Source organism: Salinivibrio sp. PR932 (genome assembly GCF_001996125.1).
Classification (GTDB): domain Bacteria; phylum Pseudomonadota; class Gammaproteobacteria; order Enterobacterales; family Vibrionaceae; genus Salinivibrio; species Salinivibrio proteolyticus.
The window spans coordinates 116,816-140,206 of sequence record NZ_MUFM01000005.1 but is presented as its reverse complement, the minus strand read 5'-3'; the positions used below and the strand labels follow the sequence as shown (position 1 = coordinate 140,206).

Genomic DNA, 23,391 nt, shown 5'->3' with positions numbered 1-23,391 from the left:
TTTTGCTGTGCGTGATGCACAGCCAAGGAGAACGAATGAATAAATTATCCCCCGTTAATCGCTATTCTTTATGGCACTACGCCGCATTAGTCCTGATGTTGATCGTCCTGACCGTGCAGGCGTTACCAAGCTTTTTTGGCGACCACCCAGTGGTGAGCGTGTCGCATCACTCGCATCAGGGACTACAAAACTGGCTTAAAGCCCATCCTGAGGCCGTGAGTGAAGTGCGTTATGACTCGCAAGGGACGGTTACCTTAATCACGCCCGATATTAGCCAGCAACAGAACGTACAACAGCAATTAAAAGGCACTCTAGGACCCGACGCGGAAATCACCCTCGATTATTTATCCGCAGCACCCACATGGCTGTCGCGCCTCGGCGCCGAGCCGGTAAAACTAGGGCTCGATCTGCGTGGCGGTGTACAGTTGTTACTTTGGGTTGATACCGACCAAGCACTCGCTCATCAAGCCGAGGCGTTAGTGCAAGGCCTCAACCTTTGGTTAGACAGTCAGCACTTACCCGCTAACGCCACGGTCAACACCAAAGATAACACCACGGTGCAATTGCCGATGCTCAGTGCCAGCGATCGCAGCAAAGCCAGCGCTTGGTTTACCGAGCATTATCCGCAATGGCGATTCAATAGCGCCGCAAATGGCTGGCAGATGACAGATACCGAGCAAGACGCGATGAGCCATCAAGCTGTGCGTCAGAATATCGATATTCTGCGCAAACGTATCGACGCCTTAGGCGTGGCTGAGGCGAGTGTACAACGTCAGGGTAAAGACTATATTCGTATCGAACTGCCCGGGGTGCACGATCCTAAGCAAGCCAAAAATGTCATTGGCGCGACAGCCTCACTCGCGTTCTATGCCCTCGATGCCACAAGCCCGAAACGCCTGTATGACGCGCAGCACAATGTGGTGCCGTTAGCACGTCACGCCATTTTGGGCGGGGAACACATTATTGATGCGCGTACCAGCGTTGATGAAATGCGTCGTCCACAAGTTGATATTCGCTTGGATGGCCCCGGTGGCGAGACCATGTTGGCCTTTACCCGACGTCACTTGGGCGATCCCATGGCCACTGTGTACCGTGAGTATCAAGCCAATGAGCAGGGTGATCTGGTTGCCAATGAACGGGTGATCAACGTCGCGACAATTCAAAGTGCGCTCAGCGATCGATTCCGGATCACGGGCCTGTCGAGCCCAGAAGAAGCCCGTAACCTCTCGATGTTGCTGCGCGCTGGCGCACTCACCGCGCCAATTAAAATCGTCGAAGAACGCGCGATTGGTCCGACCTTGGGCGCCGATAATATCAAGGCAGGATTTTCTGCACTGGCCGTTGGCATGATAGGTATGGCTATCTTTATGATGCTTTGGTATCGCCGCTTCGGCTGGGTCGCGATTGTCTCACTGGTTGCCAACTTGATGATGCAAGTCGGCCTACTCGCGCTGCTGCCCGGCGCCGTGTTGACCCTACCGGGCATCGCTGGCTTAGTGTTAACCGTGGGCATGGCGGTCGATACTAATGTGCTTATCTTTGAGCGTATTCGCGATCGCTTACGTGCTGGCGCAAGCCTAGCCAATGCCATTGATACAGGTTATCGAGCGGCCTTTAGCACCATCTTTGACGCCAATATCACCACCTTAATTTCAGCGGTCTGTTTGTATGCGGTCGGCTCAGGTCCATTACAAGGGTTTGCCACCACGCTAATTCTGGGATTATGCGCCAGTATGATCAGCGGCATTGTCGGCACGCGAGCTATCATCAACCCAATTTGGGGACGCGACCGCCGCCGCGCCGTGACTATTTAAGGAGCTACAGTCATGAAACTTACACAAGTCCGCTATACCAGCTTCGCGCTCTCGGGATTGCTCACCGTGATCAGTCTCTGGGCGATCGCGTATTATGGCCTAAACTTGGGCATCGACTTTACTGGCGGTATCGTGATTGATTTCGCCCTACCCAGCTTAGCTGGCAGTGATACGCTGATCGCTGCCCTGCACAATCAATTTGGCGAGTTGGCAACACTCACGCCAAGCACCACTCATGGCCAGTGGCAGCTCATTTTACCTCATGCGTCTCAATGGCAAGATCCGCAACAGGTCATCGCACAAATCAGCAGCGCGCTCGCCATGCCCGTTAACTTGGTTCAAGCGAACGTCGTCGGCCCTCAAGTGGGTCAGGTGCTATTTGAACAAGGGGGATTGGCTCTGCTGGTTGCTTCGTTGGCTATCATGCTTTACTTGGCTATTCGTTTTGAATGGCGCCTTGCCTTGGCGGCAGTAGGGGCGTTGGTGCACGATGTGATCCTCACCTTGGGCCTGCTAGCGATACTGGCTGTGCCGATGGATCTCAATGTTATTGCCGGCCTTCTCGCCGTTATTGGTTACTCGCTCAATGACTCGATTGTGATCGGCGATCGGCTGCGCGATGTGCTCAGAGCTAAACCAAATCAATGTGTGTATATCAGCACCAATATTGCGGTCTGTGAGACTTTCTCGCGCACCTTGATCACCGCCGGCACCACACTATTTACCATCGGATGTTTGTTGGTATTAGGTGGCGATGCCTTGTACGGCTTTGCGCTGACGCTCTTTGTTGGCGTACTCACTGGCACTTGGTCATCGGTCGCGGTGGCATCTTGTCTACAAGAAATGCTGGGATTGTCTCCCGCGCATTATCAGCGCGCGCCGGCCCCCGAGCGAGAAGGTGCCTATTAACTCGCTATGGAGACAAAAAAACCGAGCGTCTGCTCGGTTTTTTATGGCTTATCATCGCCTGACAGCCAAAGAGGCTCAGCGCTCAGAGAATACCGTCACGATTAATCGAGCGGTACCACTTTACCGATAAATGGCAAGTGGCGGTATTTCTGCGCGTAATCAATCCCTACGCCAACCACAAACTCGTCTGGGATAGTAAAGCCAAGCCAATCGACTTTCACATCCACTTCACGACGTTCTGGCTTATCAAGTAGGGTACAAATACGCACGGAATTGGGCTCTCTTAGCGATAGAATTTCGCACACTTTGCTAAGCGTATTACCCGTATCAATGATGTCTTCTACCAAAAGAATGTCTTTTCCTTTGATATCATCATCTAAGTCTTTGAGGATGCGCACGTCACGTGTGCTTTCCATGCTATTGCCATAACTTGATGCGGTCATAAAATCGACCGAGTGTGGCAAGTCAATGGCACGACATAAGTCAGCCATAAAGACGAACGAGCCTCGCAACAATCCAACCAATACTAGGTCTTTTGAGTCTTTATAATGCTCGTTGATCTCGGCGCCCAGGGCTTTTACTCGCGCCTGTACGTCCTGTTCTGAAATCATCACTTCAACGGTGTGTTTCATATCTGCCCCGATGGTTTGTCCCCACGTTTGCGGGGGTCAATAACAAAGGTGGCATAGTCTAGCACTAAATCGATTGCGGATCCCAATTCCACCGATTGACCTTAGCTTGTACCCTTACACTAGTTAACTATCACACTGATTGATAAGAAAAAATAATCCCTGCCTGTGTTTTTATTAATAGATGACTTTTTTTGCAGACAAAATTACCGATTTACGGCCCAGATCGGCCTTCCAGCCGTTGTCACGCCACAGAAAGCTGGTATAAACTCAACCCGCTAATTAAGAAAATTATTAGCACAAACAATAATTAATTTGTACAAACTAAATATAAGTTGGCAGGTTTTAGGATGGCTCAATCAAATGAAAGAACAAGGACGCGACTGTCACCAGAGAGACGCAAAGAGCAGTTGTTAACTTGTGGTTTGGATGTGTTTGCAAAACGGGGAATCGGTCGTGCCGGTCACGCTGATATTGCTGATATGGCGAATGTCTCTGTGGCAACCGTCTTCAATTACTTCCCGACCCGTGAAGATCTGGTCGAGGAAATTTTGGCCCAAACAGAAAAGCATTTCATTGCGTTAATCAATGATTGCACCCGCGATAGCCAATCAATGCGTGCATCGCTTAACTGCATTACCTCGCAGATTATCGATACCGCATTGGAAGACAAAGCATGGATGAAAGTCTGGTTTGAATGGAGTACATCGATTCGCGAAGACATTTGGCCACGCTTTGTAAAAGGCAGCCGCGATGCCGTCGAGCAATTTGTGCACGTGTTTGAGCGAGGCATGGCGCAAGGTGAACTCACTCACCGTCACCAACCTCGCGAGCTGGCGAGCATGCTTGCAGGGATTTGCTATGTGTTGTTTTTACAAGCGCACCAGCAACCCGATAAAGCAGCATTGAGCGAAATGGCACAAAAGTACATCGATGTACTGTGTCAGCAAGGCGCTTAAATTGCGCGCCGATGACGAAAAGCCAACCTCACGGTTGGCTTTTTTCGTTTAAGCATCAATAAAGCTGGGTCCATCGTTAAATAACACCGGCTCATGAGGGCGAATAGTGAGACTTACCGTATCCCCCACCGATAATGGCTCTCGTGCATGCACCGACAATTTTTGACCGTGAATATCAATGGTGTAACGGCTGCTGTCACCCATAAATTGCTGAGACAATACCTGCCCCTCGCCTTGCGCATCCGCTCGGATACTCAAAAATTGCGGGCGAAGCAACCACCAATGTGGACCGGGGTGACAATGCACTGGCCGCGGCCAAGGTCCCAGCGGCGTCTGCATTTGATCTTGCGCCGACACAGTCACTGGAACATAAGAGCCTTGTCCCAAGAAATCGGCCACAAATCGGCTTTTCGGCTGGTAATACACCTCAGTCGTATCCCCAAATTGCTCGATAATCCCTTGGTTCATCACCGCTAATTTGTCCGCAAACGCAAAGGCTTCCTCCCGACTATGCGTGACCAAAATCGCCGTCACACCCTGTGATTTAAAGATCCGGCGGATCTCTTCAATCAAGTCATGACGCACTTGAGTATCAATATTGGAAAACGGCTCGTCCAACAGCAATAGATCAGGCTCATAAGCCAGCGCACGCGCAATCGCAACTCGTTGTTGTTGACCACCGGATAACTGGTGCGGATAGCGCTCGCCCAGTCCTTCAAGGCGCACGAGCTTGAGCATATCAGCCACTTTTTCATTACGCACAGACGCGACTAGTGAGGTGAGACCAAAACCGATATTCTCAGCGACGGTCAAGTGTGGAAACAACGCATAATCTTGAAAAATCATACCAATATTGCGCTGCTCAGGCGGCACCGAATACTGGCCATCTTCCATGATGTTACACCCAATCGACAGCGTGCCCGCGCTCAGAGGGATTAACCCAGCCATGGCTTTTAGCAAGGTGGTTTTGCCACAGCCGCTGGCGCCGAGCAAACACACAATCTCACCCGGCGCGACTTGCAAAGACAGATCTTTGAGCACTGGCGTGCCGTTATAACTGCAGGTCAGGTTTTCTATCGACAGGGCGCACTTCATTGGTATTTCTGCTCCAGCGAACGGTTAATCAAAATAAGCGGTATCAGCCCTACCGCCACCAGCAAAATGGCAGGTAAGGCCGCATATTCGAGGTGCTCATCCGAGGTAAAGTTGTACACGTAGGTAGCAAGGGTTTCGAAGTTAAACGGACGCAGTAAAATCGCCGCATTCAACTCTTTCATCGACTCGATAAAGACCAACAGCATCGCAATTAAAGTCCCCCGACGAATTAAGGGGAGATGAACACGACGAATCACGCCGCTGGTCGTGCATCCCATAGTACGCGCCGCCATGTCGAGTGATGGCGGTATTTTTGCCATGCTAGACTCAATACTGCCGATCGCGACCGCACTGAAACGCACCACAAAGGCAGTGAGCAAGGCAAACATGGTGCCAGAAAGCACCAAACCGGGGCGTCCCCAGTCATACGCCTTGGCGATGTCATTGATCAGGTGATCGCCTCGAGTTAATACCAGCATCACCCCAATCGCTAACACCGTGCCCGGCACCGCATACCCCATAGAAGCGAGACGCATGGGCGCGACACTCAAACCATGACCGCGTAAGCGGCGATACACATTGACGGTCCATGCAATGCCGACCGCAACCACAGCCGCAAGGCTGGAGGTATAAAAGCTGTTGTAGCTAAAGGTGAGAAAATCGTCGATGGCATTTTGCGCATAGTAGTGCCACGCATAAATGATCAGTTGAAGCAGCGGCAATATAAACGCCAGCGATAGCAAGCCCCAACACCAGACAACCACGCCCACTTTCTTCCAACCGAACAGAGGGGTTTTCTCTATCGCATCACTGCTGGATGACGGCGTAAATTGCGCTTGCTTACGTCGTCCATAGCGCTCGGCACTGATCAATACAAAAATGGCCACCAGCATAATGGCAGAAATCTTAGCCGCCGCCGTTAAACTTGAGTAACCCAACCAAGTATCATATACCGCGGTGGTTAATGTACTCACGGCAAAATAGTTAACCGTACCAAAATCTCCCAGCGCTTCCATTGCCACCAGCGATGCCCCGACGGCAATGGCTGGACGAGCCAAAGGCAGGGAGATACGGCGAAAACTTTGCAGTGGCGAGCATCCCAACAGACGCGCAGAATGCGTCAAGGTGACACTTTGCTCCATAAATGCGGCGCGAGTCAGCAGGTAGATATATGGGTACAGCACCAATGCCAGCACAAAACACGCCCCCGGTAAGGTCCGCATATCTGGAAACCAGTAATCATTGACACTTTGCCACTCAAACCAATGGCGCAGCAGGCGCTGTAACGGCCCCGCGTAATCAAACCAATCGGTGTAGATGTAACCGATGATATAACCCGGCATGGCTAATGGCAGTACCATCGCCCATTGCAAATGTCGGCTGCCCGGCACTTGATACATGGCAAGCATCCAAGCCGTCGGCACGCCTAATGCAATCGCAATAACCACGACCCCCACCACCAATAAGCTGGTATTGAGCGTATACGTCGGCAAAACGGTCTCAAACAGATGGGAGAAAATATCATCTGTATCACCGATTGCGGTGTAGAAGATTGCCAAGATCGGCAAAACCAGCAGCAGGGCTAGGCCCCAACTGCTGGTTTTAATAACGGGTAATCTGTCTTGCATAGCCTACAACATTCAGGCGTCAGAGAAAGACAACCGGGGTGCCACGCACCCCGTGTAGAGGCTTACAGATCGAACTGGACTTCATCCAGTAGCTTCACTGATTTGCTGTAGTTATCAGCAATGGCCTCTAGCGGCATAGGATCGTGCTTATACTCGCCCCACGATGCCACTAGCTCAGACTTTTCTACGCCAGGTTTCACTGGCTCTTCAAAGTTCACTTCAGCATACATGTGCTGCGCTTTGTCTGACGTTAGGAATTCCATGAGTTTAAGAGCGTTTTCTTTATTCGGCGCATACTTCGCCATCGCCATGCCGCTCACATTCACTTGGGTGCCGTGCGCATTTTGGCCAGGATAGTTAATATATACCGCTTCCGCCCACGCTTTTTGTTCTTCGTCGTTCAGCATCTTACCAAGGTAGTAGCTGTTCCCCAAAGAAACGTCACACAAGCCTTCTTTAATCGCTTTGACTTGTGCACGATCATTACCTTGAGGTTTACGCGCCAAGTTAGCTTTCACCCCTTTCAGCCATTCTTTAGCGGTAGTTTCACCGTGATTTTCGATGATGGCAGACACCAAAGACACATTGTAAGGGTGTTTGCCTGAACGGGTGCAAATCTTGCCTTTCCATTCAGGTTTTGCCAAGTCGAGATAATCAAAATCATCACCCAGTTTACCGACCCGCTCACGCGATGAGTAAACGGCGCGAGCACGAGTAGTTAACGCAACCCACTTATCTTCACTGTCACGGAATTGCTCAGGAACGTTTTGATCGATCACATCGCTTTGCACTGGCTGAACCACATCGTGATTAACCAAGTCTTTGAGGCGAGAAATATCGACGGTCAGCAATACATCTGCAGGACTGTATTCGCCTTCCTGCTTCACCTTCTCCGCCATACCTTGTTTAGCAAACTTCACGTTGACTTTGATGCCCGTCTCTTCAGTAAACGCATCGAACATAGGCTCAATCAAAAAAGGTTGACGATACGAGTAGACGTTCACTTCTTCAGCGGCAAAGGCGGCGCTCGTTCCTAATAAGCTAGCCGTAACAGCAGAGGCGATTAGCAGTTTTTTCATCGTAACAGTCCTTAAATTAGACGATAAATGATAACGTTTCTCAGTTTCGTTAGTATACAGCTAATGATTTTGGGCTCAATATTCTGCCACGCAAAAAAAAACGAAACCCAACATCAAAAATGTAAGGTTTCGTTTCAGAGTTTAACTAAGTGCCGTACGAGTGACTATTTCACGCTAACGAATTCGGGATATGCATCAATACCGCAGTCATGCAAATCCATGCCTGACATCTCTTCTTCTTCGGTAACACGAATGCCCATGGTTTTCTTCAGTACCAACCACACCACAAAGCTCGCACCAAAGACCCAAGCGAAGATCACGGCCGCCCCCAGCAATTGTGCACCAAAGCTTGCGTCTGCGTTGCTCAGCGGCACGACCATCAAGCCAAAGAAACCACACACACCGTGCACCGAAATCGCACCCACTGGATCGTCGATTTTAATTTTATCGAGGCCGACGATGCTAAACACCACAATGCCGCCCGATACCGCACCGATAATAAGCGAAGCGACTGGCGTGGGGGATAAGGGATCAGCGGTAATGGCGACCAAACCGGCCAATGCACCGTTTAAGATCATTGTCAAATCGGCTTTGCCCCATAGTGTTTTACACACCAGTAAGGCAGCAATCGCACCGGCTGCCGCCGCCGCATTGGTGTTCAAGAAAATTTGTCCTACCGCCGTGGCGTTTTCAAAGTCTGACACCATCAGCTGTGAACCACCGTTAAAGCCGAACCAACCGAACCATAGGATAAAGGTACCCAAGGTCGCTAGAGGCAGGTTCGAGCCAGGAATCGGATTCACTTGACCGTTTTTGCCGTATTTTCCTTTGCGTGCCCCCAGTAAGATTACCCCCGCTAATGCAGCTGACGCGCCCGCCATATGCACGATACCTGAGCCAGCAAAATCGCTAAAGCCTGCTTCGGATAAGAAGCCACCACCCCATGTCCAGTAACCCTCTACCGGATAGATGACCGCGGTGAGCACCACAGAAAACAGCAAGAATACCCACAGCTTCATACGCTCTGCCACGGCGCCCGAGACCACAGACATTGCAGTAGCAACAAACACCACTTGGAAAAAGAAGTCCGATTCAAGAGAGTGATCTGCATCGGCCGCTTGCGTTCCAATCAGCGAACCAAACGAGGGCATAAAGCCACCCGCACTGTTATCGACATACATGATGTTGTAGCCCACCAACAGATACATGGTGCAAGCAATCGCATACAAGCAAATATTTTTGGTGAGGATCTCAGTGGTGTTTTTCGAGCGAACTAGCCCTGCCTCTAACATGGCAAACCCAGCCGCCATCCACATCACCAACGCACCGGATAGAAGGAAAAAGAAGGTGTCGAGTGCGTAACGTAACTCAGTAACCGTATTGACCAATTCCATTGTGATTACTCCCTGTGATTAAATTGCTTCCAGATCCATTTCGCCAGTGCGGATCCGCACGGCTTGCTGGAGGTCAAAGACAAAAATCTTACCGTCGCCGATTTTGCCGGTTTGTGCCGCCTTGGAAATCGCTTCCACCACGGCATCAACACTATCGCTCTGGACGGCGATTTCGAGTTTCACCTTCGGCAAAAAATCGACTTGGTATTCGGCGCCGCGATACAGTTCGGTGTGCCCTTTTTGGCGGCCAAATCCTTTCACTTCTGACACTGTCATGCCGTCAATGCCGACGTCGGATAGTGCTTCACGGACGTCATCAAGCTTAAAAGGCTTGATAATGGCGCTAATCAGTTTCATATCCTTCTCCTGAGTCCTTATGTTTGCATCAGTCAATAAGTATCAAGAGATATGCCAACTATTAATTAGATAAAAATCAGGACATTACAGAAACTAACTGGGGGAAGGCGCACATTTGCACTTTTTTAGTGCAAACTATTCACCATCTCGACGCATAGATTCATCACGAGGAGGACGATGCACCAAAGCGAGCCACGTGCGGATGTCTTATAGGAAGGAGGCGAGTGTCAGCGTCACTCGCCGGCAGGTTATCGCGTACGGCGTCCGTAGCGCGCAATAAAATCACGATACGCTTCGAGCATGGCCAGAAAGTCTTCATAACCACAAGCAGCACTGCTTTCTTGATCGTAAAACTGTAGGTCTTGAGCACTCAACGTATCCGTCGCCTCGTCAGAGGGCGTTTGTAACATCGCATTGGCCATCACCACCACTTCTTCAGGACTGGCCGTCAGCGTGAAGGTGTGTCCTCGCCATTGCTGCTCTTGACGCAACTGGGTAAAGGTGGCTAACCACGCATCCACCTCACTCAGGTCGGTACCCAACTCATCAAGCAACCAACGTCCCATGGCCTCATGCCCCATAGAGAACACAATGCGATAGCTGTCATCAAAACTATTGCGGGAAAATTCGTAATCCACATCCACCTCCAAAATGAGCGGCTATTGTCCGAGTTTTTCTATCAATTGCCAACTCGAGACTGTCATCAAACTGCCACCTTCGCCATACTTAAATACTATATCCAGACAACTTGGCGTTGCAGGTAGGTAGCCAGTGAGTGAGTCCCCATGAGCATAGATAGACTATGTGATTGGAGTGAACGAACGTAGCCAACACCGCTGCGGCTTCAAGTAGGAAGGATATATCAGCCTCATCAACGTGGTCGCGTCTGGAAAGGAGTAGCCGATGCATATAGTGATAGCCCCTGATTCGTTCAAAGAAAGCCTTTCAGCTGGCGAGGCTGCGCAAGCCATCCATGACGGCATGGCGCGTATACTACCCAAGGCGCATTTTACCTTGCTTCCCATGGCCGATGGCGGTGAAGGGACGGCGCAAAGTTTTGCCCAGCAATTAGGCGGCGATTTTCACACTTGCCGAGTGACTGGTCCCGATTTTTCATCGCTCACCGCCAGCTATGTTATCGTCCCTTCGCAGCGACTCGCGATCATCGACGTGGCCAGCGCATCTGGCTTGCCCCTGCTCGCTCACCATCAACGCAACCCACTACACACCACCAGCCTAGGGACTGGAGAGCTTATTCGTGCCGCCCTCGCACATGATGTCGATGAAATTATTATCGGCTTAGGCGGCAGCGCCACCACAGATGCGGGCGCAGGTATCTTGGTCGCCTTGGGGGCAAAATTGCTCGATAGCCAGGATGCGCCCATTCCGCCAACCGGTGATGGCTTAGGTAAGCTCGCGCACCTTGATCTGAGCCAGCTCGATCCCCGACTTAAACGCGTCCGATTAACGGCTGCATGTGATGTGGATAATCCGCTATGTGGTCCACAAGGTGCGGCAACTGTATTTGCGCCCCAAAAAGGCGCGTCACCGGATCAGGTTCGTCAACTGGAGCAACACCTGCATCGTTTTGCCAGCCTCTGTCGCTATCAGCTCGGCAAATCGATTGCACAATTTGCAGGCGCCGGCGCGGCCGGTGGAATTGGTGCCACTTTGGGGGGCTTACTCGGAGCGCAATTGGTCCCCGGTGTGGCGCTCTTGCTAGAACGCAGCCAAGCCACCCCTTACATAGCACAAGCCAATTGGTTGGTAACCGGCGAAGGAAAAGTCGATGGTCAAACGCTGCATGGTAAGGTGCCCGCCGCCTTGGCACAGGTCGCGAAGCAGTTTGATGTTCCTGTGATAGTACTCGCAGGCCGCGTTGGCGACGATTGCGAAGCCTTATACGAACGCGGAGTTACCACTATCTTGCCGATTCAATCAGGTCCCTGTGATTTACAACATGCTTTTGCACACACGGCGGAGAATCTGCGCCGCACAGCGGAGAATATCGCCCGCCTGATTGCCACGCAAAGTGAACAATAAGCCATTCAGACCAACAGCATCATCAGGATAAAAAAACGCCCTCCGAAGAGGGCGTTAGATAAAGCCGGCTAGACCGCGGCTTTGATAATGACGTTATCCGCTTTTTGCGTGTATTCGTCCATACGGTGGAAGTTCAGATAGCGATAGGTATCTGCTGCAGTGGCATTAATTTGCTCGGCGTATTCGAGGTATTCCTCTTTGGTGGGAATACGTCCTAGGATCGCACCTACCGCCGAAAGCTCCGCTGAGGCAAGATACACATTGGCGCCGGTTCCCAAACGGTTCGGGAAGTTACGGGTCGAGGTCGACAATACGGTCGATTTCTCTGCCACACGCGCTTGGTTCCCCATACACAATGAACACCCTGGCGTTTCAATCCGCACCCCAGCACGGCCATAAATACCGTAATAGCCTTCTGCTGTTAGCTGATCTCTATCCATCTTCGTCGGTGGTGCTACCCACATACGGGTCGATAAACTGCCACCGAATTTATCCAGCAGTTTACCGGCTGCACGGAAGTGACCAATGTTGGTCATACAGCTACCGATAAAGACTTCATCGACGCTATCGCCAGCAACATCCGACAAGGTGCGGGCATCATCTGGGTCGTTCGGCGCGCACAGAATCGGCTCTTTGATGTCTGCCAGATCGATTTCGAGCACATGCGCGTACTCGGCATCTTTATCCGCTTCCATCAAACTAGGGTTAGCGAGCCATTGCTCCATCGCTTGGATACGACGTTCGATGGTACGACGGTCGCCATAGCCTTCGGCGATCATCCACTTCAACATCACGATGTTCGACTCAAGGTACTCTGCCACTGACTCTTGTGACAGCTTGACCGTACAGCCAGCCGCTGAACGCTCTGCGGATGCATCCGACAGCTCAAAGGCTTGCTCAACAGTCAGGTGCTCCACCCCTTCAATTTCCAAAACACGGCCTGAGAATTCGTTGATTTTGCCAGATTTCTCAACCGTCAGGAGACCTTGCTTAATACCAAAATATGGAATGGCATGCACTAAGTCACGTAAGGTGACCCCAGGCTGCATTTCGCCTTTAAAGCGCACCAGAACTGACTCTGGCATATCCAGTGGCATCACGCCGGTTGCAGCCGCAAAGGCCACCAAACCTGAACCGGCAGGGAACGAGATCCCCAGCGGGAAACGGGTGTGTGAATCACCGCCGGTTCCCACGGTATCGGGCAGCAGCATTCGGTTGAGCCATGAGTGGATGACACCATCACCCGGACGCAATGACACACCACCACGGTTCATAATGAAGTCCGGCAGTGTGTGGTGGGTTTCGACATCCACAGGTTTTGGATAAGCGGATGTGTGGCAGAATGACTGCATAGTGAGATCAGCGGTGAAGCCCAAACAGGCTAAATCTTTTAGCTCATCACGCGTCATCGGACCCGTGGTATCTTGTGAACCCACGGTGGTCATTTTTGGCTCGCAATAGGTACCGGGGCGGACACCCTCGACACCACAGGCTTTACCGACCATTTTCTGTGCCAACGTAAACCCTTTGGTAGAGTCCGCAACAGGACGCGGACGACGGAATACGTCCGAAGGCTCAAGGCCTAAACTCTCACGCGCTTTGTCGGTCAAACCACGGCCGATGATGAGAGGAATACGGCCCCCGGCGCGCACTTCATCGTATAAGATATCGGTTTTCAGTTGGAAAGTAGACAAGACCTCGTCGGTGCCATGCTTACATACCTTGCCGTCGGCCGGATACAAGTCAATCACATCACCCATGTTGAGCTTGCTAACATCTAGCTCAATCGGCAACGCACCCGCATCTTCCATGGTATTGAAGAAAATCGGCGCGATTTTTCCACCTAAACAAAAACCACCAAAGCGCTTGTTCGGCACATTAGGAATATCTTTGCCCATAAACCACAGCACAGAGTTGGTCGCTGATTTCCGTGACGAACCCGTACCGACTACATCACCCACGTAAACCAGTGGATGACCTTTTTCTTCCAGCGCTTTCATTTGCGCAATCGGACCAATCTCACCGGGCTTATCCGGCTGAATGCCCTCGCGCTCGTTCTTTAACATGGCCAGCGCGTGGAGCGGAATATCAGGGCGCGACCAAGCATCGGGTGCGGGCGATAAGTCATCGGTGTTGGTTTCACCTGATACTTTGAACACCGTCAACGTCACTTTTTCAGGGATTTGCGGCTTGTTTAAGAACCACTCGGCGTTAGCCCAAGATTCCATCACTTGCTTGGCGTAGGTATTCCCTGCTTTCACTTTATCTTCAACGTCATAAAACGCGTCGAACATTAGCAGAGTCTGAGACAAGGCCTTTGCCGCAATCGGTGCCAACGTGGCATCATCAAGCAGTGCGATAAGCGGTTCGATGTTATAACCGCCTTGCATGGTCCCTAATAGCTCAGTAGCGCGTTCACGACTAATGAGCGGAGAGCTTGCTTCTCCCTTCGCGAGCGCGGCAAGAAAGCCAGCTTTCACATAAGCCGCTTCGTCCACGCCGGGCGGAATTCGATTTTCAAGTAGGTAGACCAGTGTTTCTTCTTCGCCAGCGGGCGGGTTTTTCAACAGTTCTATCAGACTGGCGGTTTGCTCAGCGTTCAGCGGTTTAGGCACAATGCCCTGAGCGGCACGTTCTTCGACGTGTTTACGGTAGGCTTCAAGCACGACTATTTCCTCTTTTCTCGGTCAGATCGTGTGATCCAACATCCTTGGAAAGTGTTAGTACTCGTATCACGCTTATCCGGCGAAGTTTATTAAAATTTTCCAGCAAGACGAGGGTTCGAGCACGTAACCGCTGCGTGAGGATAGCATTTTTAACTTAAAATTAAAATCTACCCCTTTTATGAAACATACGACTTAGGTCTTAGTGACGCAGCGCGCTAATCCCTATTCTTCTCACACTACTCACAGCATGTGTCGCGGTTGTGACTGATTCTACACCGCTTTTTTCCACGACGCAGTAATCAGTATGTTATCAAGTTCACAGCTTCACATCCGCGGTAGAAAGGTATTATTCCCCTTTGCTGTTGAAACTGCGCAATAGGTATTATTTTTATCAATAAAACCGAACTGTTCCGTTAAGTTTGTGGGGTTCTCGCCGATACGTCGTTAACCATTCACACACTTCTGCTAACTTAGACATTAGTACCATAAAAATATCCTAGTTTTTGTCACCCTATTGCGTGGCAAACCCTGTATTCATTGACTTGTAGAGAGAAGGGCATGAAGCTAAACCAACTCACTATTAAACAAAAACTCATCTTGGCCTTTGTGTCAGCCGTTATCGCCTCCACGGCGATTATCAGCTACATGAGCTTAAGCCAAGCTCGAGATATTATGGAAAAGCGGCTGTTGGAGAACGAGCTGCCAACCACCCTCACCCAATTTCGCGATTCGATTGATAGTGAAGTCAACCAGCTACAATCCGCCGCACGCCAGTTAGCCTCAAACCCTGTAATGCTCGATATGATCAGTAGCGACATGACAGCTAATGAAGAAGCGCGTGTCATCGAGCAACTCAATATATTGCGAGCACAATATGGACTGAATGACGCCAGTATTGCGAACCGTAAGACGGGGCAGTACTGGAATCAGAATGGCTTCTTGCGGGTCCTGACCCGCGATAAAGATGGGTGGTTCTATAACTTCCTAGACAGTGGCAATGCCACCATGGCGCAAGTGTTCCAAGAGGATAATGGGGATCTCAAACTGTTCGTGAACTTCCAGCAACTTAACGGGACAGGCCTGGCTGGGTTTTCACGCTCACTGGATGACATGACGCAATTTCTGAATCAATTCAAGATTGAGCAATCCGGCTTTGTTTTTCTCGTCAATGCGCAGGGCGAAGTTCAGCTCCATCGCGACACCAGCCTAATGGGAGAGAAGAACCTTACCGACTTATATGGTGCTCAAGCACGTAGCCTGCTTAACAAAGGTGACTTCAATTTACTCGACACCAAAGTGAATGGTGATGAACTTTTACTCGCCTCTAGCTATGTGCCTTCCATGGATTGGTTTGTGATCGCAGACGTCCCAGCAGACGAAGTCTATGCCCCGCTGAATCAAACGCGCAACCAAATTTTAATGGTCTCTGTCGTCGTCGGCCTATTGTTCGTTGTTGTCGCCATCTGGCTTGCTGCGACCATTACCAAGCCTATCCAATATGTCGCCAATGTATTCCGTGAAATAGGTGAAGGTGAAGGCGATCTGCGCCAACGTGTGGACATCAACAGCCAAGATGAAATTGGCCAACTCGCGTCTGGTTTCAATAGCTTTGTGGAAAAAATCCACCGCCTAGTCTCAGATGTGGCCGCCACGGGTGGTGAGCTAAGAAGCGCTGCCGAACAGGTCTCAGCACAAGCCAGCGCCACGCAATCGCAAAGTGAACATCAGCGAGATCGTACCGTTCAGGTGGTGACCGCGATTAACGAGATGGGCGCTACCGTCAATGAGATTGCTGGGAATGCGGCCAATGCCGCCAGCGCTGCGAATCAAGCCTCTGATGGTGCAGCCAGTGGCCAACAAGTCGTTACCCAAGCGCGAGATACGATTGCACGCCTAGCCGATGACATGGAGAACATGTCCAAGGTCGTCAGTGCATTAGCAGAGAATACTGACTCGATTGGCGGCATTTTGGATGTGATCCGCGGTATCTCCGAGCAAACGAATTTACTGGCACTCAATGCGGCGATTGAAGCGGCACGAGCGGGCGAACAAGGACGCGGATTTGCGGTTGTTGCCGACGAGGTGCGCAGTTTGGCAAGTCGTACATCTGACTCTACCGATGAAATTCAAACCATGATCGATCGCCTCCAACAAGAAGCGAGCAATGCGGTGCAAGCCATGGAGCAAAGCCGAGCGATGACGGCCGAAGGGGTCAATGCTTCCGACGAGGCGTCACAAGCACTCAATTTGATCAACGAGCAAATTGTCCAAATCTCGGATATGAACACCCAAGTGGCGACGGCTACCGAGGAGCAGTCCACCGTGGTGAATGACATTAACCAAAATATTGAAGAGATTAATCACAGCTCGCAGCAAACCGCTGATACCGCCAACACCATGGCAGAAGCCAGTGAGTCACTGCGCGATCTTTCTAAACGTCTTGATACCTTGGTTGGGAGCTTTAAGCTTTAAACGCTATCTTCTGACGCACGAAGCGGGCTTTGGCCCGCTTTTTTTATTCTTAAGCGGTACCTAACAGATATAAAAAAGCCCCGCATGGCGGGGCTTAATCAGAAAACGATAAACGCGCGGTTTATTTCTTTTTCTTTGCTTTTGGATTTGGCAGGTCAGTGATTGAGCCTTCAAACACTTCTGCGGCAAGACCAACAGACTCATGCAAAGTTGGGTGAGCGTGTACTGTCAATGCGACATCTTCGGCATCACAACCCATCTCGATAGCAAGGCCAATCTCGCCTAACAGTTCACCACCGTTAGTACCAACAACCGCACCACCGATCACGCGATGAGTGTCTTTATCGAAGATCATCTTAGTCATACCGTCGGCACAATCAGACGCGATCGCACGACCAGACGCGGCCCATGGGAAGGTAGCCACTTCGTAGTTAATGCCCTCTTCCTTACACTCTTTCTCGGTCTTACCGACCCATGCCACTTCTGGCTCAGTGTAAGCAATCGATGGGATCACTTTAGGATCGAAGTAGTGCTTCTTACCAGCAATGACTTCTGCGGCAACGTGGCCTTCATGCACACCTTTATGCGCAAGCATTGGCTGACCAACGATATCGCCAATTGCATAGATATGTGGCACGTTAGTACGCATTTGCTTATCAACACGGATAAAGCCACGGTCATCAACTTCAACGCCCGCTTGGCCAGCGTCAAGTAGCTTACCGTTTGGTGTACGGCCGATGGCAACCAGAACGGCATCATAGCGTACAGGCTCTGCTGGCGCTTTTTTGCCTTCCATGGTGACGTAGATGCCGTCTTCTTTGGCTTCTACCGCGGTCACCTTGGTTTCTAGCATCAGGTTAAATTTCTTGCTGATACGCTTGGTGAAGACCTTCACCACGTCTTTATCCGCAGCAGGGATCACTTGATCGAACATTTCAACAACGTCGATTTGTGAACCTAGCGAGTGATAAACCGTACCCATTTCTAGACCGATGATACCACCGCCCATTACCAGCAATTTCTCTGGTACTTCTTTGAGCTCAAGCGCGTCCGTTGAGTCCCAAATACGTGGGTCTTCATGCGGGATAAATGGCAGTTCGATTGGACGAGAGCCCGCCGCAATGATGGCATTATCAAAATTGATAGTGGTGGTTTCATCACCTTCAACTACTAGGGTGTTCGCGCCAGTGAAACGGCCTTTACCGTTAACAACAGTCACTTTACGCTGCTTGGCCATGCCACCCAGACCACCGGTCAGCTGACCGATAACCTTATCTTTCCAAGTGCGAATTTTGTCGATATCGGTTTGTGGCTCGCCGAAAACCACACCGTGATCCGCCATGGCTTTGGCTTCTTCGATCACTTTGGCAACGTGAAGTAGGGCTTTAGAAGGGATACAACCAACGTTTAGACATACACCACCTAGGGTGTTGTAACGTTCAACCAATACTGTTTCCAAACCTAGGTCGGCACAGCGGAAGGCGGCGGAGTATCCAGCAGGACCAGCGCCAAGGACGACGACTTGCGCTTTGATTTCTTTACTCATTCTGACCTCGTTGTAGTCTTATTCCCTGACAGGCTAAGAGCGGTAATTTTTTATTGTTGTGGGAGTTTGGAAGCCACAGTTTACAGCCATGTTAATGGGCTGAAAAATAAAAACCCATAGCCTGTGAGCTGCACAACAATTCCCAACCGGCCCATAACGGGCCGGAGGGTGTTGTCGGTGACGCGATTACAGTACCAAACGGCGGATGTCTGACAACAAGCCGTTGAGGTAAGTAATAAAGCGCGCGCCTTCGGCACCGTCAATCACACGGTGATCGTAAGACAGAGACAATGGCAGCATTAGGCGAGGTTCAAAGTCCTTACCGTTCCATACTGGTTTCATTTCTGACTTAGACACACCCAAGATAGACACTTCTGGTGCATTGACGATTGGCGTAAATGCCGTACCGCCTAGGCCACCTAGGCTCGAGATGGTAAAGCAACCACCCTGCATATCAGAGGCAGTGAGCTTGCCTGCACGAGCTTTCTTAGAAACCGCCATCAGCTCTTCAGATAACTCGTAGATGCCTTTTTTGTTCACGTCTTTGAACACAGGCACAACCAGACCGTTTGGCGTGTCAACGGCGATACCGATGTTGACATACTTCTTAAGGATCAGGCTTTCACCGTCTTCAGATAGCGACGAGTTGAACGAAGGGAAAGCTTCTAGCGCTTTCGCAGCCGCTTTCATGATGAACACCAATGGGGTGATCTTCATGCCAGACTCTTTCTTCTTCTCGATCGCATTTTGTTCTTTACGGAACGCTTCCACTTCAGTGATATCAGCGTTGTCCCACTGCGTCACGTGCGGGATCATCACCCAGTTACGTGCTAGGTTCGCACCAGAGATTTTCTTAATGCGAGACAGTGGTTTAACTTCGGTTTCACCGAATTTGCTGAAGTCCACTTTTGGCCAAGGGAGCAGACCCAGTGCGCTACCGTCGCCTGAACCCGATGCTGCACCCGATTCAAGGCGTTTCAGCGCTTCTTTTACAAAGCTCTGAACGTCTTCTTTCAGTACGCGTCCTTTACGGCCACTACCTTTTACCTTCGCAAGGTTCACGCCAAATTCACGGGCCAGACGACGAACAACAGGAGACGCATGCGCGTATTCTTTGTTCTCTACAAACTCGTCTTTGCCAGCGTCAGCTTTAGCCGCTGGGGCGTCAGCTTTGGCTGCAGGAGCGGGTGCCGCCTTCTCAGCAGCAGGTGCCGCTGCAGGTGCAGGCGCTGCTGGTGCGCTACCGGCAACTTCGAAGACCATGATCAACGAACCCGTCGAGACTTTATCGCCCGCGGCCACTTTGATTTCTTTCACTGTACCCGCAAACGGTGCAGGGACTTCCATTGACGCTTTGTCGCCTTCAACGGTGATCAGTGACTGCTCTTCTTCGATGGTGTCGCCTACCGCCACCATGATTTCAGTCACTTCAACTTCATCGCCACCGATATCAGGGACGTGAACGTCTTTGGCTTGTGCTGCTGCAGGCGCTGCTGGTGCCTCGGCGGCTGCAGGCGCTTGCGCTGGCGCGCTACCACCCACTTCGAACATCATGATCAGTGAGCCAGTTGACACCTTGTCACCCGCCGCGATCTTGATTTCTTTAACGGTACCCGCAAACGGTGCAGGCACTTCCATTGAGGCTTTATCGCCTTCAACAGTGATCAGTGACTGCTCTTCTTCAATGGTATCGCCAACCGCAACCATGATCTCGGTGACTTCGACTTCGTCACCACCGATATCAGGCACGTGCACTTCTTTGATTTCTGACGCAGCCGCTGGAGCAGCAGGGGCGGCTGGTGCCGCCTCTTGAGCTGGTGCGCTTTGCGCTGGCGCATCGGCTTCGAAGATCATAATCAAAGAGCCAGTGGTAACTTTGTCACCCTCAGCAATTTTGATTTCCTTGACCACGCCCGCTTGTGATGCAGGCACTTCCATGGATGCTTTATCACCTTCAACGGTGATTAACGACTGTTCTTCTTCGACCTTGTCGCCAACGCTAACAAGGATCTCAGTCACTTCTACTTCATCAGCACCGATGTCAGGTACATTAATCTCGATTGACATTATTTCAGCCTCTTACGCGAACAGCGGGTTTACTTTGTTGGTATCGATGTCGAATTTCTTGATAGCGTCCGCTACCAGTTTCTTGTCAACATCGCCACGCTTAGCCAGCTCGTTAAGCGCCGCAACAACCACATAGCCTGCGTTCACTTCGAAGTGACGACGTAGGTTTTCGCGGCTGTCAGAACGACCAAAGCCGTCAGTACCCAGAACTTTGTAAGATTCCGCTGGGATAAACGCGCGAACTTGGTCAGCGTAGTTCTTCATGTAGTCAGTCGCAGCAATCGCAGGCTCAGTTCCCATTACAGTTTGGATGTAAGGAACTTGTGCGTCTGCATCTGGGTGCAACATGTTGAAGCGCTCTGCATCTTGGCCGTCACGTGCCAACTCGTTGAACGAAGTCACGCTGTATACGTCAGACGCTACACCGTACTCATCGCTAAGCAGTTTCGCCGCTTTGCGCACTTCAGTCATGATGGTGCCAGAGCCCATTAGCTGAACTTTCGCTTTGTCGCCCGTGTAGGTTTCTAGCTTGTAGATACCTTTACGGATACCTTCTTCCGCGCCCTCAGGCATGGCTGGCTGATGATAGTTTTCGTTCATCAGCGTCAGGTAGTAGTAGATGTTTTCTTGGTCAGGACCGTACATGCGACGGATACCGTCTTGCATGATCACTGCCACTTCGTACGCGAAGGTTGGGTCGTAAGAAACACAGTTAGGCACAGTGCTCGCCAGAATATGGCTGTGACCGTCTTCGTGCTGCAGACCTTCACCGTTCAGGGTAGTACGACCGGCAGTAGCACCCAATAGGAAACCACGTGCTTGTTGGTCACCTGCCATCCACGCCATGTCGCCAACACGTTGGAAGCCGAACATTGAGTAGTAGATGTAGAATGGGATCATTGGCAGATCGTTGGTGCTGTAAGAGGTCGCCGCCGCTACCCACGATGACATCGCGCCTAGCTCGTTGATCCCTTCTTGCAGTACTTGACCGCCTTGGTCTTCTTTGTAGTAAGACACCACACCACGGTCTTCAGGGGTGTATGTCTGACCATGTGGGTTGTAGATACCTACTTGACGGAACAGGCCTTCCATACCGAAAGTACGCGCTTCGTCAGCAATGATAGGTACAATGTTTTTGCCGATGTTTTTGTCTTTCAGCAATACATTCAAAGAGCGTACAAAGGCCATGGTGGTGGAGATATCACGCTTCTGCTCAGACAGCAGGGCTGAGAAATCATCCAGTTTTGGCAGTGTTAGCTCTTTAGTAAAGTTAGGCAGACGTTGCGGGGTGTAACCGTGCAGCGCTTTACGGCGCGCGTGCAGGTACTCATACTCCGCTGAACCTTCTTCCAACTGTAGGTAAGGCAGGTTTTGTACGTCTTCATCAGACAGCAAGTCTTGCAGGCCAAGACGATCACGCATGGCAATGACGTGGGTCATGTCCATTTTCTTCACTTGGTGCGCGATGTTCTTACCTTCTGCCGCTTCACCCATGCCGTAACCTTTAACGGTTTTCGCTAGGATAACGGTTGGACGGTCATTGCACTCTTGTGCCGCTTTGAACGCAGCAAACAGTTTTGATGGCTCATGACCACCACGCTTCAGTGCAAAGATTTCTTCGTCGGTCATATCAGCAACCAAAGCCGCTGTTTCTGGATACTTACCGAAGAAGTGCTCACGCACGTAGGCGCCATCTTTTGACTTGAAGGTTTGGTAATCGCCGTCGATGGTTTCGTTCATCAACTGCAGCAGTTTACCTGAGGTATCTTTCGCCAGCAGTTTATCCCAGCCAGAACCCCAAACCACTTTGATCACGTTCCAGCCAGCACCTTTGAATAGGCCTTCTAGCTCTTGGATGATCTTACCGTTACCCATTACAGGGCCATCAAGGCGCTGCAGGTTACAGTTGATCAGGAAGCATAGGTTGTCCAGTTTTTCACGGGCCGCGAACGACAGCGCACCACGTGATTCTGGCTCATCCATCTCACCATCACCCAAGAACGCATAAACGCGTTGCTCTGAGGTGTCTTTCAGACCGCGACCGTGCAGATACTTGAGGAAACGCGCTTGGTAGATAGACGCAATAGGACCCAGACCCATAGAAACGGTAGGGAATTGCCAGAATTCAGGCATCAGTTTCGGGTGTGGGTAAGAAGAAATACCTTTACCGTCTACTTCTTGGCGGAAGTTGTCGAGCTGCTCAGCAGTGAGACGACCTTCAACAAACGCACGCGCGTAGATACCTGGAGAGATGTGACCTTGATAATACACCAAATCGCCGCCGTCTTTTTCATTCGGCGCACGGAAGAAGTGGTTGAAACAGGTCTCGTAGAAAGCAGCCGATGACTGGAATGATGCCATGTGGCCACCCAGCTCTAAATCTTTCTTGGACGCACGCAACACGATCATGATTGCGTTCCAACGAATGATAGAACGGATACGACGTTCCAGATTCACATCACCTGGGTAAGCAGGTTCTTGATCGGCAGGAATGGTATTTACATAGTTGGTGGTCACGCCAGTTGGCATGTCAACACCGTCTAAACGTGCTTGTCCCAGTACTTGCTCCAGAAGGAACTGGGCACGTTCTACACCTTCTTCACGAACGACTGACTCGAGGGCTTGTAGCCACTCTTGAGTCTCAAGTGCGTCCACGTCATGTTTCATGACTTCAGACATGGCGATCTATCCTTTCGTTGATTGACTCATACAAAACAAACGTTGTCGCAGCTG

At 50.9% G+C, this 23,391-nt stretch carries 16 protein-coding genes; 5 read left to right on the top strand and 11 right to left on the bottom strand.

The window, feature by feature from the left end; genetic code table 11:
- The first annotated feature begins 35 nt into the window (after positions 1 to 35).
- The gene (gene secD / locus BZG84_RS03800; protein ID WP_108742939.1) at positions 36 to 1,814 is read left to right on the top strand and encodes a protein translocase subunit SecD; all 1,779 of its coding nucleotides are present in this window, start codon (positions 36 to 38) and stop codon (positions 1,812 to 1,814) included.
- Positions 1,815 to 1,826: 12 nt separating this feature from the next.
- Positions 1,827 to 2,723 (top strand): protein translocase subunit SecF, encoded by an 897-nt coding sequence (gene secF / locus BZG84_RS03795; RefSeq protein WP_077677986.1) that lies wholly within the window; start codon positions 1,827 to 1,829, stop codon positions 2,721 to 2,723.
- A 101-nt stretch (positions 2,724 to 2,824) separates the two neighbouring features.
- Here secF and hpt read toward each other — a convergent pair whose 3' ends face one another.
- Positions 2,825 to 3,355: a hypoxanthine phosphoribosyltransferase gene (hpt, locus tag BZG84_RS03790; protein WP_069586425.1), complete on the bottom strand. Its 531-nt coding sequence runs from the start codon at positions 3,353 to 3,355 to the stop codon at positions 2,825 to 2,827.
- A gap of 347 nt (positions 3,356 to 3,702) precedes the next feature.
- Between hpt and BZG84_RS03785 the strand changes: the two genes are divergently transcribed.
- The gene (locus tag BZG84_RS03785) at positions 3,703 to 4,311 is read left to right on the top strand and encodes a TetR/AcrR family transcriptional regulator (protein ID WP_069586424.1); all 609 of its coding nucleotides are present in this window, start codon (positions 3,703 to 3,705) and stop codon (positions 4,309 to 4,311) included.
- A 48-nt stretch (positions 4,312 to 4,359) separates the two neighbouring features.
- On the opposite strand, the gene BZG84_RS03780 is transcribed toward BZG84_RS03785, so the two are convergent.
- The 6 genes from BZG84_RS03780 to BZG84_RS03755 form a co-directional block, all read right to left on the bottom strand.
- A complete protein-coding gene (locus BZG84_RS03780) occupies positions 4,360 to 5,406 on the bottom strand; it encodes an ABC transporter ATP-binding protein (RefSeq protein ID WP_077478967.1) in 1,047 nt (348 codons plus the stop codon).
- Entirely contained in the window at positions 5,403 to 7,034 is a 1,632-nt protein-coding gene (locus BZG84_RS03775; RefSeq protein ID WP_077478966.1) for an ABC transporter permease, read from the bottom strand. The genes BZG84_RS03780 and BZG84_RS03775 overlap by 4 nt, the downstream gene beginning before the upstream one ends.
- 62 nt (positions 7,035 to 7,096) lie before the next feature.
- Positions 7,097 to 8,113: a Fe(3+) ABC transporter substrate-binding protein gene (locus BZG84_RS03770; RefSeq protein ID WP_077662333.1), complete on the bottom strand. Its 1,017-nt coding sequence runs from the start codon at positions 8,111 to 8,113 to the stop codon at positions 7,097 to 7,099.
- Between the two features lie 164 nt (positions 8,114 to 8,277).
- Complete coding sequence (locus BZG84_RS03765) at positions 8,278 to 9,507, bottom strand: ammonium transporter (protein ID WP_077478964.1); 1,230 nt, start codon at positions 9,505 to 9,507, stop codon at positions 8,278 to 8,280.
- A gap of 18 nt (positions 9,508 to 9,525) precedes the next feature.
- Positions 9,526 to 9,864, bottom strand: coding sequence for a P-II family nitrogen regulator (glnK, locus tag BZG84_RS03760; RefSeq protein WP_069586419.1), 339 nt, complete (start codon positions 9,862 to 9,864; stop codon positions 9,526 to 9,528).
- 248 nt (positions 9,865 to 10,112) lie between these two features.
- The gene (locus BZG84_RS03755) at positions 10,113 to 10,502 is read right to left on the bottom strand and encodes a YacL family protein (protein ID WP_158011464.1); all 390 of its coding nucleotides are present in this window, start codon (positions 10,500 to 10,502) and stop codon (positions 10,113 to 10,115) included.
- A 265-nt stretch (positions 10,503 to 10,767) separates the two neighbouring features.
- Here BZG84_RS03755 and BZG84_RS03745 point away from each other — a divergent pair, with 265 nt between their 5' ends.
- Positions 10,768 to 11,907, top strand: coding sequence for a glycerate kinase (locus BZG84_RS03745; RefSeq protein ID WP_077478961.1), 1,140 nt, complete (start codon positions 10,768 to 10,770; stop codon positions 11,905 to 11,907).
- A 68-nt stretch (positions 11,908 to 11,975) separates the two neighbouring features.
- Here BZG84_RS03745 and acnB read toward each other — a convergent pair whose 3' ends face one another.
- Entirely contained in the window at positions 11,976 to 14,573 is a 2,598-nt protein-coding gene (gene acnB, locus BZG84_RS03740; RefSeq protein ID WP_077677985.1) for a bifunctional aconitate hydratase 2/2-methylisocitrate dehydratase, read from the bottom strand.
- A 558-nt stretch (positions 14,574 to 15,131) separates the two neighbouring features.
- On the opposite strand from acnB, the gene BZG84_RS03735 reads away from it, so the two are divergent.
- Entirely contained in the window at positions 15,132 to 17,045 is a 1,914-nt protein-coding gene (locus tag BZG84_RS03735; RefSeq protein WP_077478959.1) for a methyl-accepting chemotaxis protein, read from the top strand.
- Positions 17,046 to 17,166: 121 nt separating this feature from the next.
- Here BZG84_RS03735 and lpdA read toward each other — a convergent pair whose 3' ends face one another.
- The 3 genes from lpdA to aceE all read right to left on the bottom strand — a co-directional run bounded on the left by lpdA (position 17,167) and on the right by aceE (position 23,337).
- Positions 17,167 to 18,591, bottom strand: coding sequence for a dihydrolipoyl dehydrogenase (gene lpdA, locus BZG84_RS03730; protein ID WP_069586620.1), 1,425 nt, complete (start codon positions 18,589 to 18,591; stop codon positions 17,167 to 17,169).
- Positions 18,592 to 18,777: 186 nt separating this feature from the next.
- Complete coding sequence (aceF, locus tag BZG84_RS03725; RefSeq protein ID WP_069586619.1) at positions 18,778 to 20,658, bottom strand: pyruvate dehydrogenase complex dihydrolipoyllysine-residue acetyltransferase; 1,881 nt, start codon at positions 20,656 to 20,658, stop codon at positions 18,778 to 18,780.
- 12 nt (positions 20,659 to 20,670) lie between these two features.
- Positions 20,671 to 23,337, bottom strand: a complete 2,667-nt coding sequence (gene aceE, locus BZG84_RS03720; protein ID WP_077478957.1) for a pyruvate dehydrogenase (acetyl-transferring), homodimeric type — start codon at positions 23,335 to 23,337, stop codon at positions 20,671 to 20,673.
- Positions 23,338 to 23,391 lie beyond the last annotated feature (54 nt).

Excerpts from the sequence above, each read along its gene's own strand:
- secD (WP_108742939.1), top strand. The coding sequence starts at position 36 with ATGAATAAATTATCCCCCGTTAATCGCTATTCTTTATGGCACTACGCC.
- secF (WP_077677986.1), top strand. The coding sequence starts at position 1,827 with ATGAAACTTACACAAGTCCGCTATACCAGCTTCGCGCTCTCGGGATTG.
- hpt (WP_069586425.1), bottom strand. The coding sequence starts at position 3,355 with ATGAAACACACCGTTGAAGTGATGATTTCAGAACAGGACGTACAGGCG.
- BZG84_RS03785 (WP_069586424.1), top strand. The coding sequence starts at position 3,703 with ATGGCTCAATCAAATGAAAGAACAAGGACGCGACTGTCACCAGAGAGA.
- BZG84_RS03780 (WP_077478967.1), bottom strand. The coding sequence starts at position 5,406 with ATGAAGTGCGCCCTGTCGATAGAAAACCTGACCTGCAGTTATAACGGC.
- BZG84_RS03775 (WP_077478966.1), bottom strand. The coding sequence starts at position 7,034 with ATGCAAGACAGATTACCCGTTATTAAAACCAGCAGTTGGGGCCTAGCC.
- BZG84_RS03770 (WP_077662333.1), bottom strand. The coding sequence starts at position 8,113 with ATGAAAAAACTGCTAATCGCCTCTGCTGTTACGGCTAGCTTATTAGGA.
- BZG84_RS03765 (WP_077478964.1), bottom strand. The coding sequence starts at position 9,507 with ATGGAATTGGTCAATACGGTTACTGAGTTACGTTACGCACTCGACACC.
- glnK (WP_069586419.1), bottom strand. The coding sequence starts at position 9,864 with ATGAAACTGATTAGCGCCATTATCAAGCCTTTTAAGCTTGATGACGTC.
- BZG84_RS03745 (WP_077478961.1), top strand. The coding sequence starts at position 10,768 with ATGCATATAGTGATAGCCCCTGATTCGTTCAAAGAAAGCCTTTCAGCT.
- BZG84_RS03735 (WP_077478959.1), top strand. The coding sequence starts at position 15,132 with ATGAAGCTAAACCAACTCACTATTAAACAAAAACTCATCTTGGCCTTT.
- lpdA (WP_069586620.1), bottom strand. The coding sequence starts at position 18,591 with ATGAGTAAAGAAATCAAAGCGCAAGTCGTCGTCCTTGGCGCTGGTCCT.
- aceF (WP_069586619.1), bottom strand. The coding sequence starts at position 20,658 with ATGTCAATCGAGATTAATGTACCTGACATCGGTGCTGATGAAGTAGAA.
- aceE (WP_077478957.1), bottom strand. The coding sequence starts at position 23,337 with ATGTCTGAAGTCATGAAACATGACGTGGACGCACTTGAGACTCAAGAG.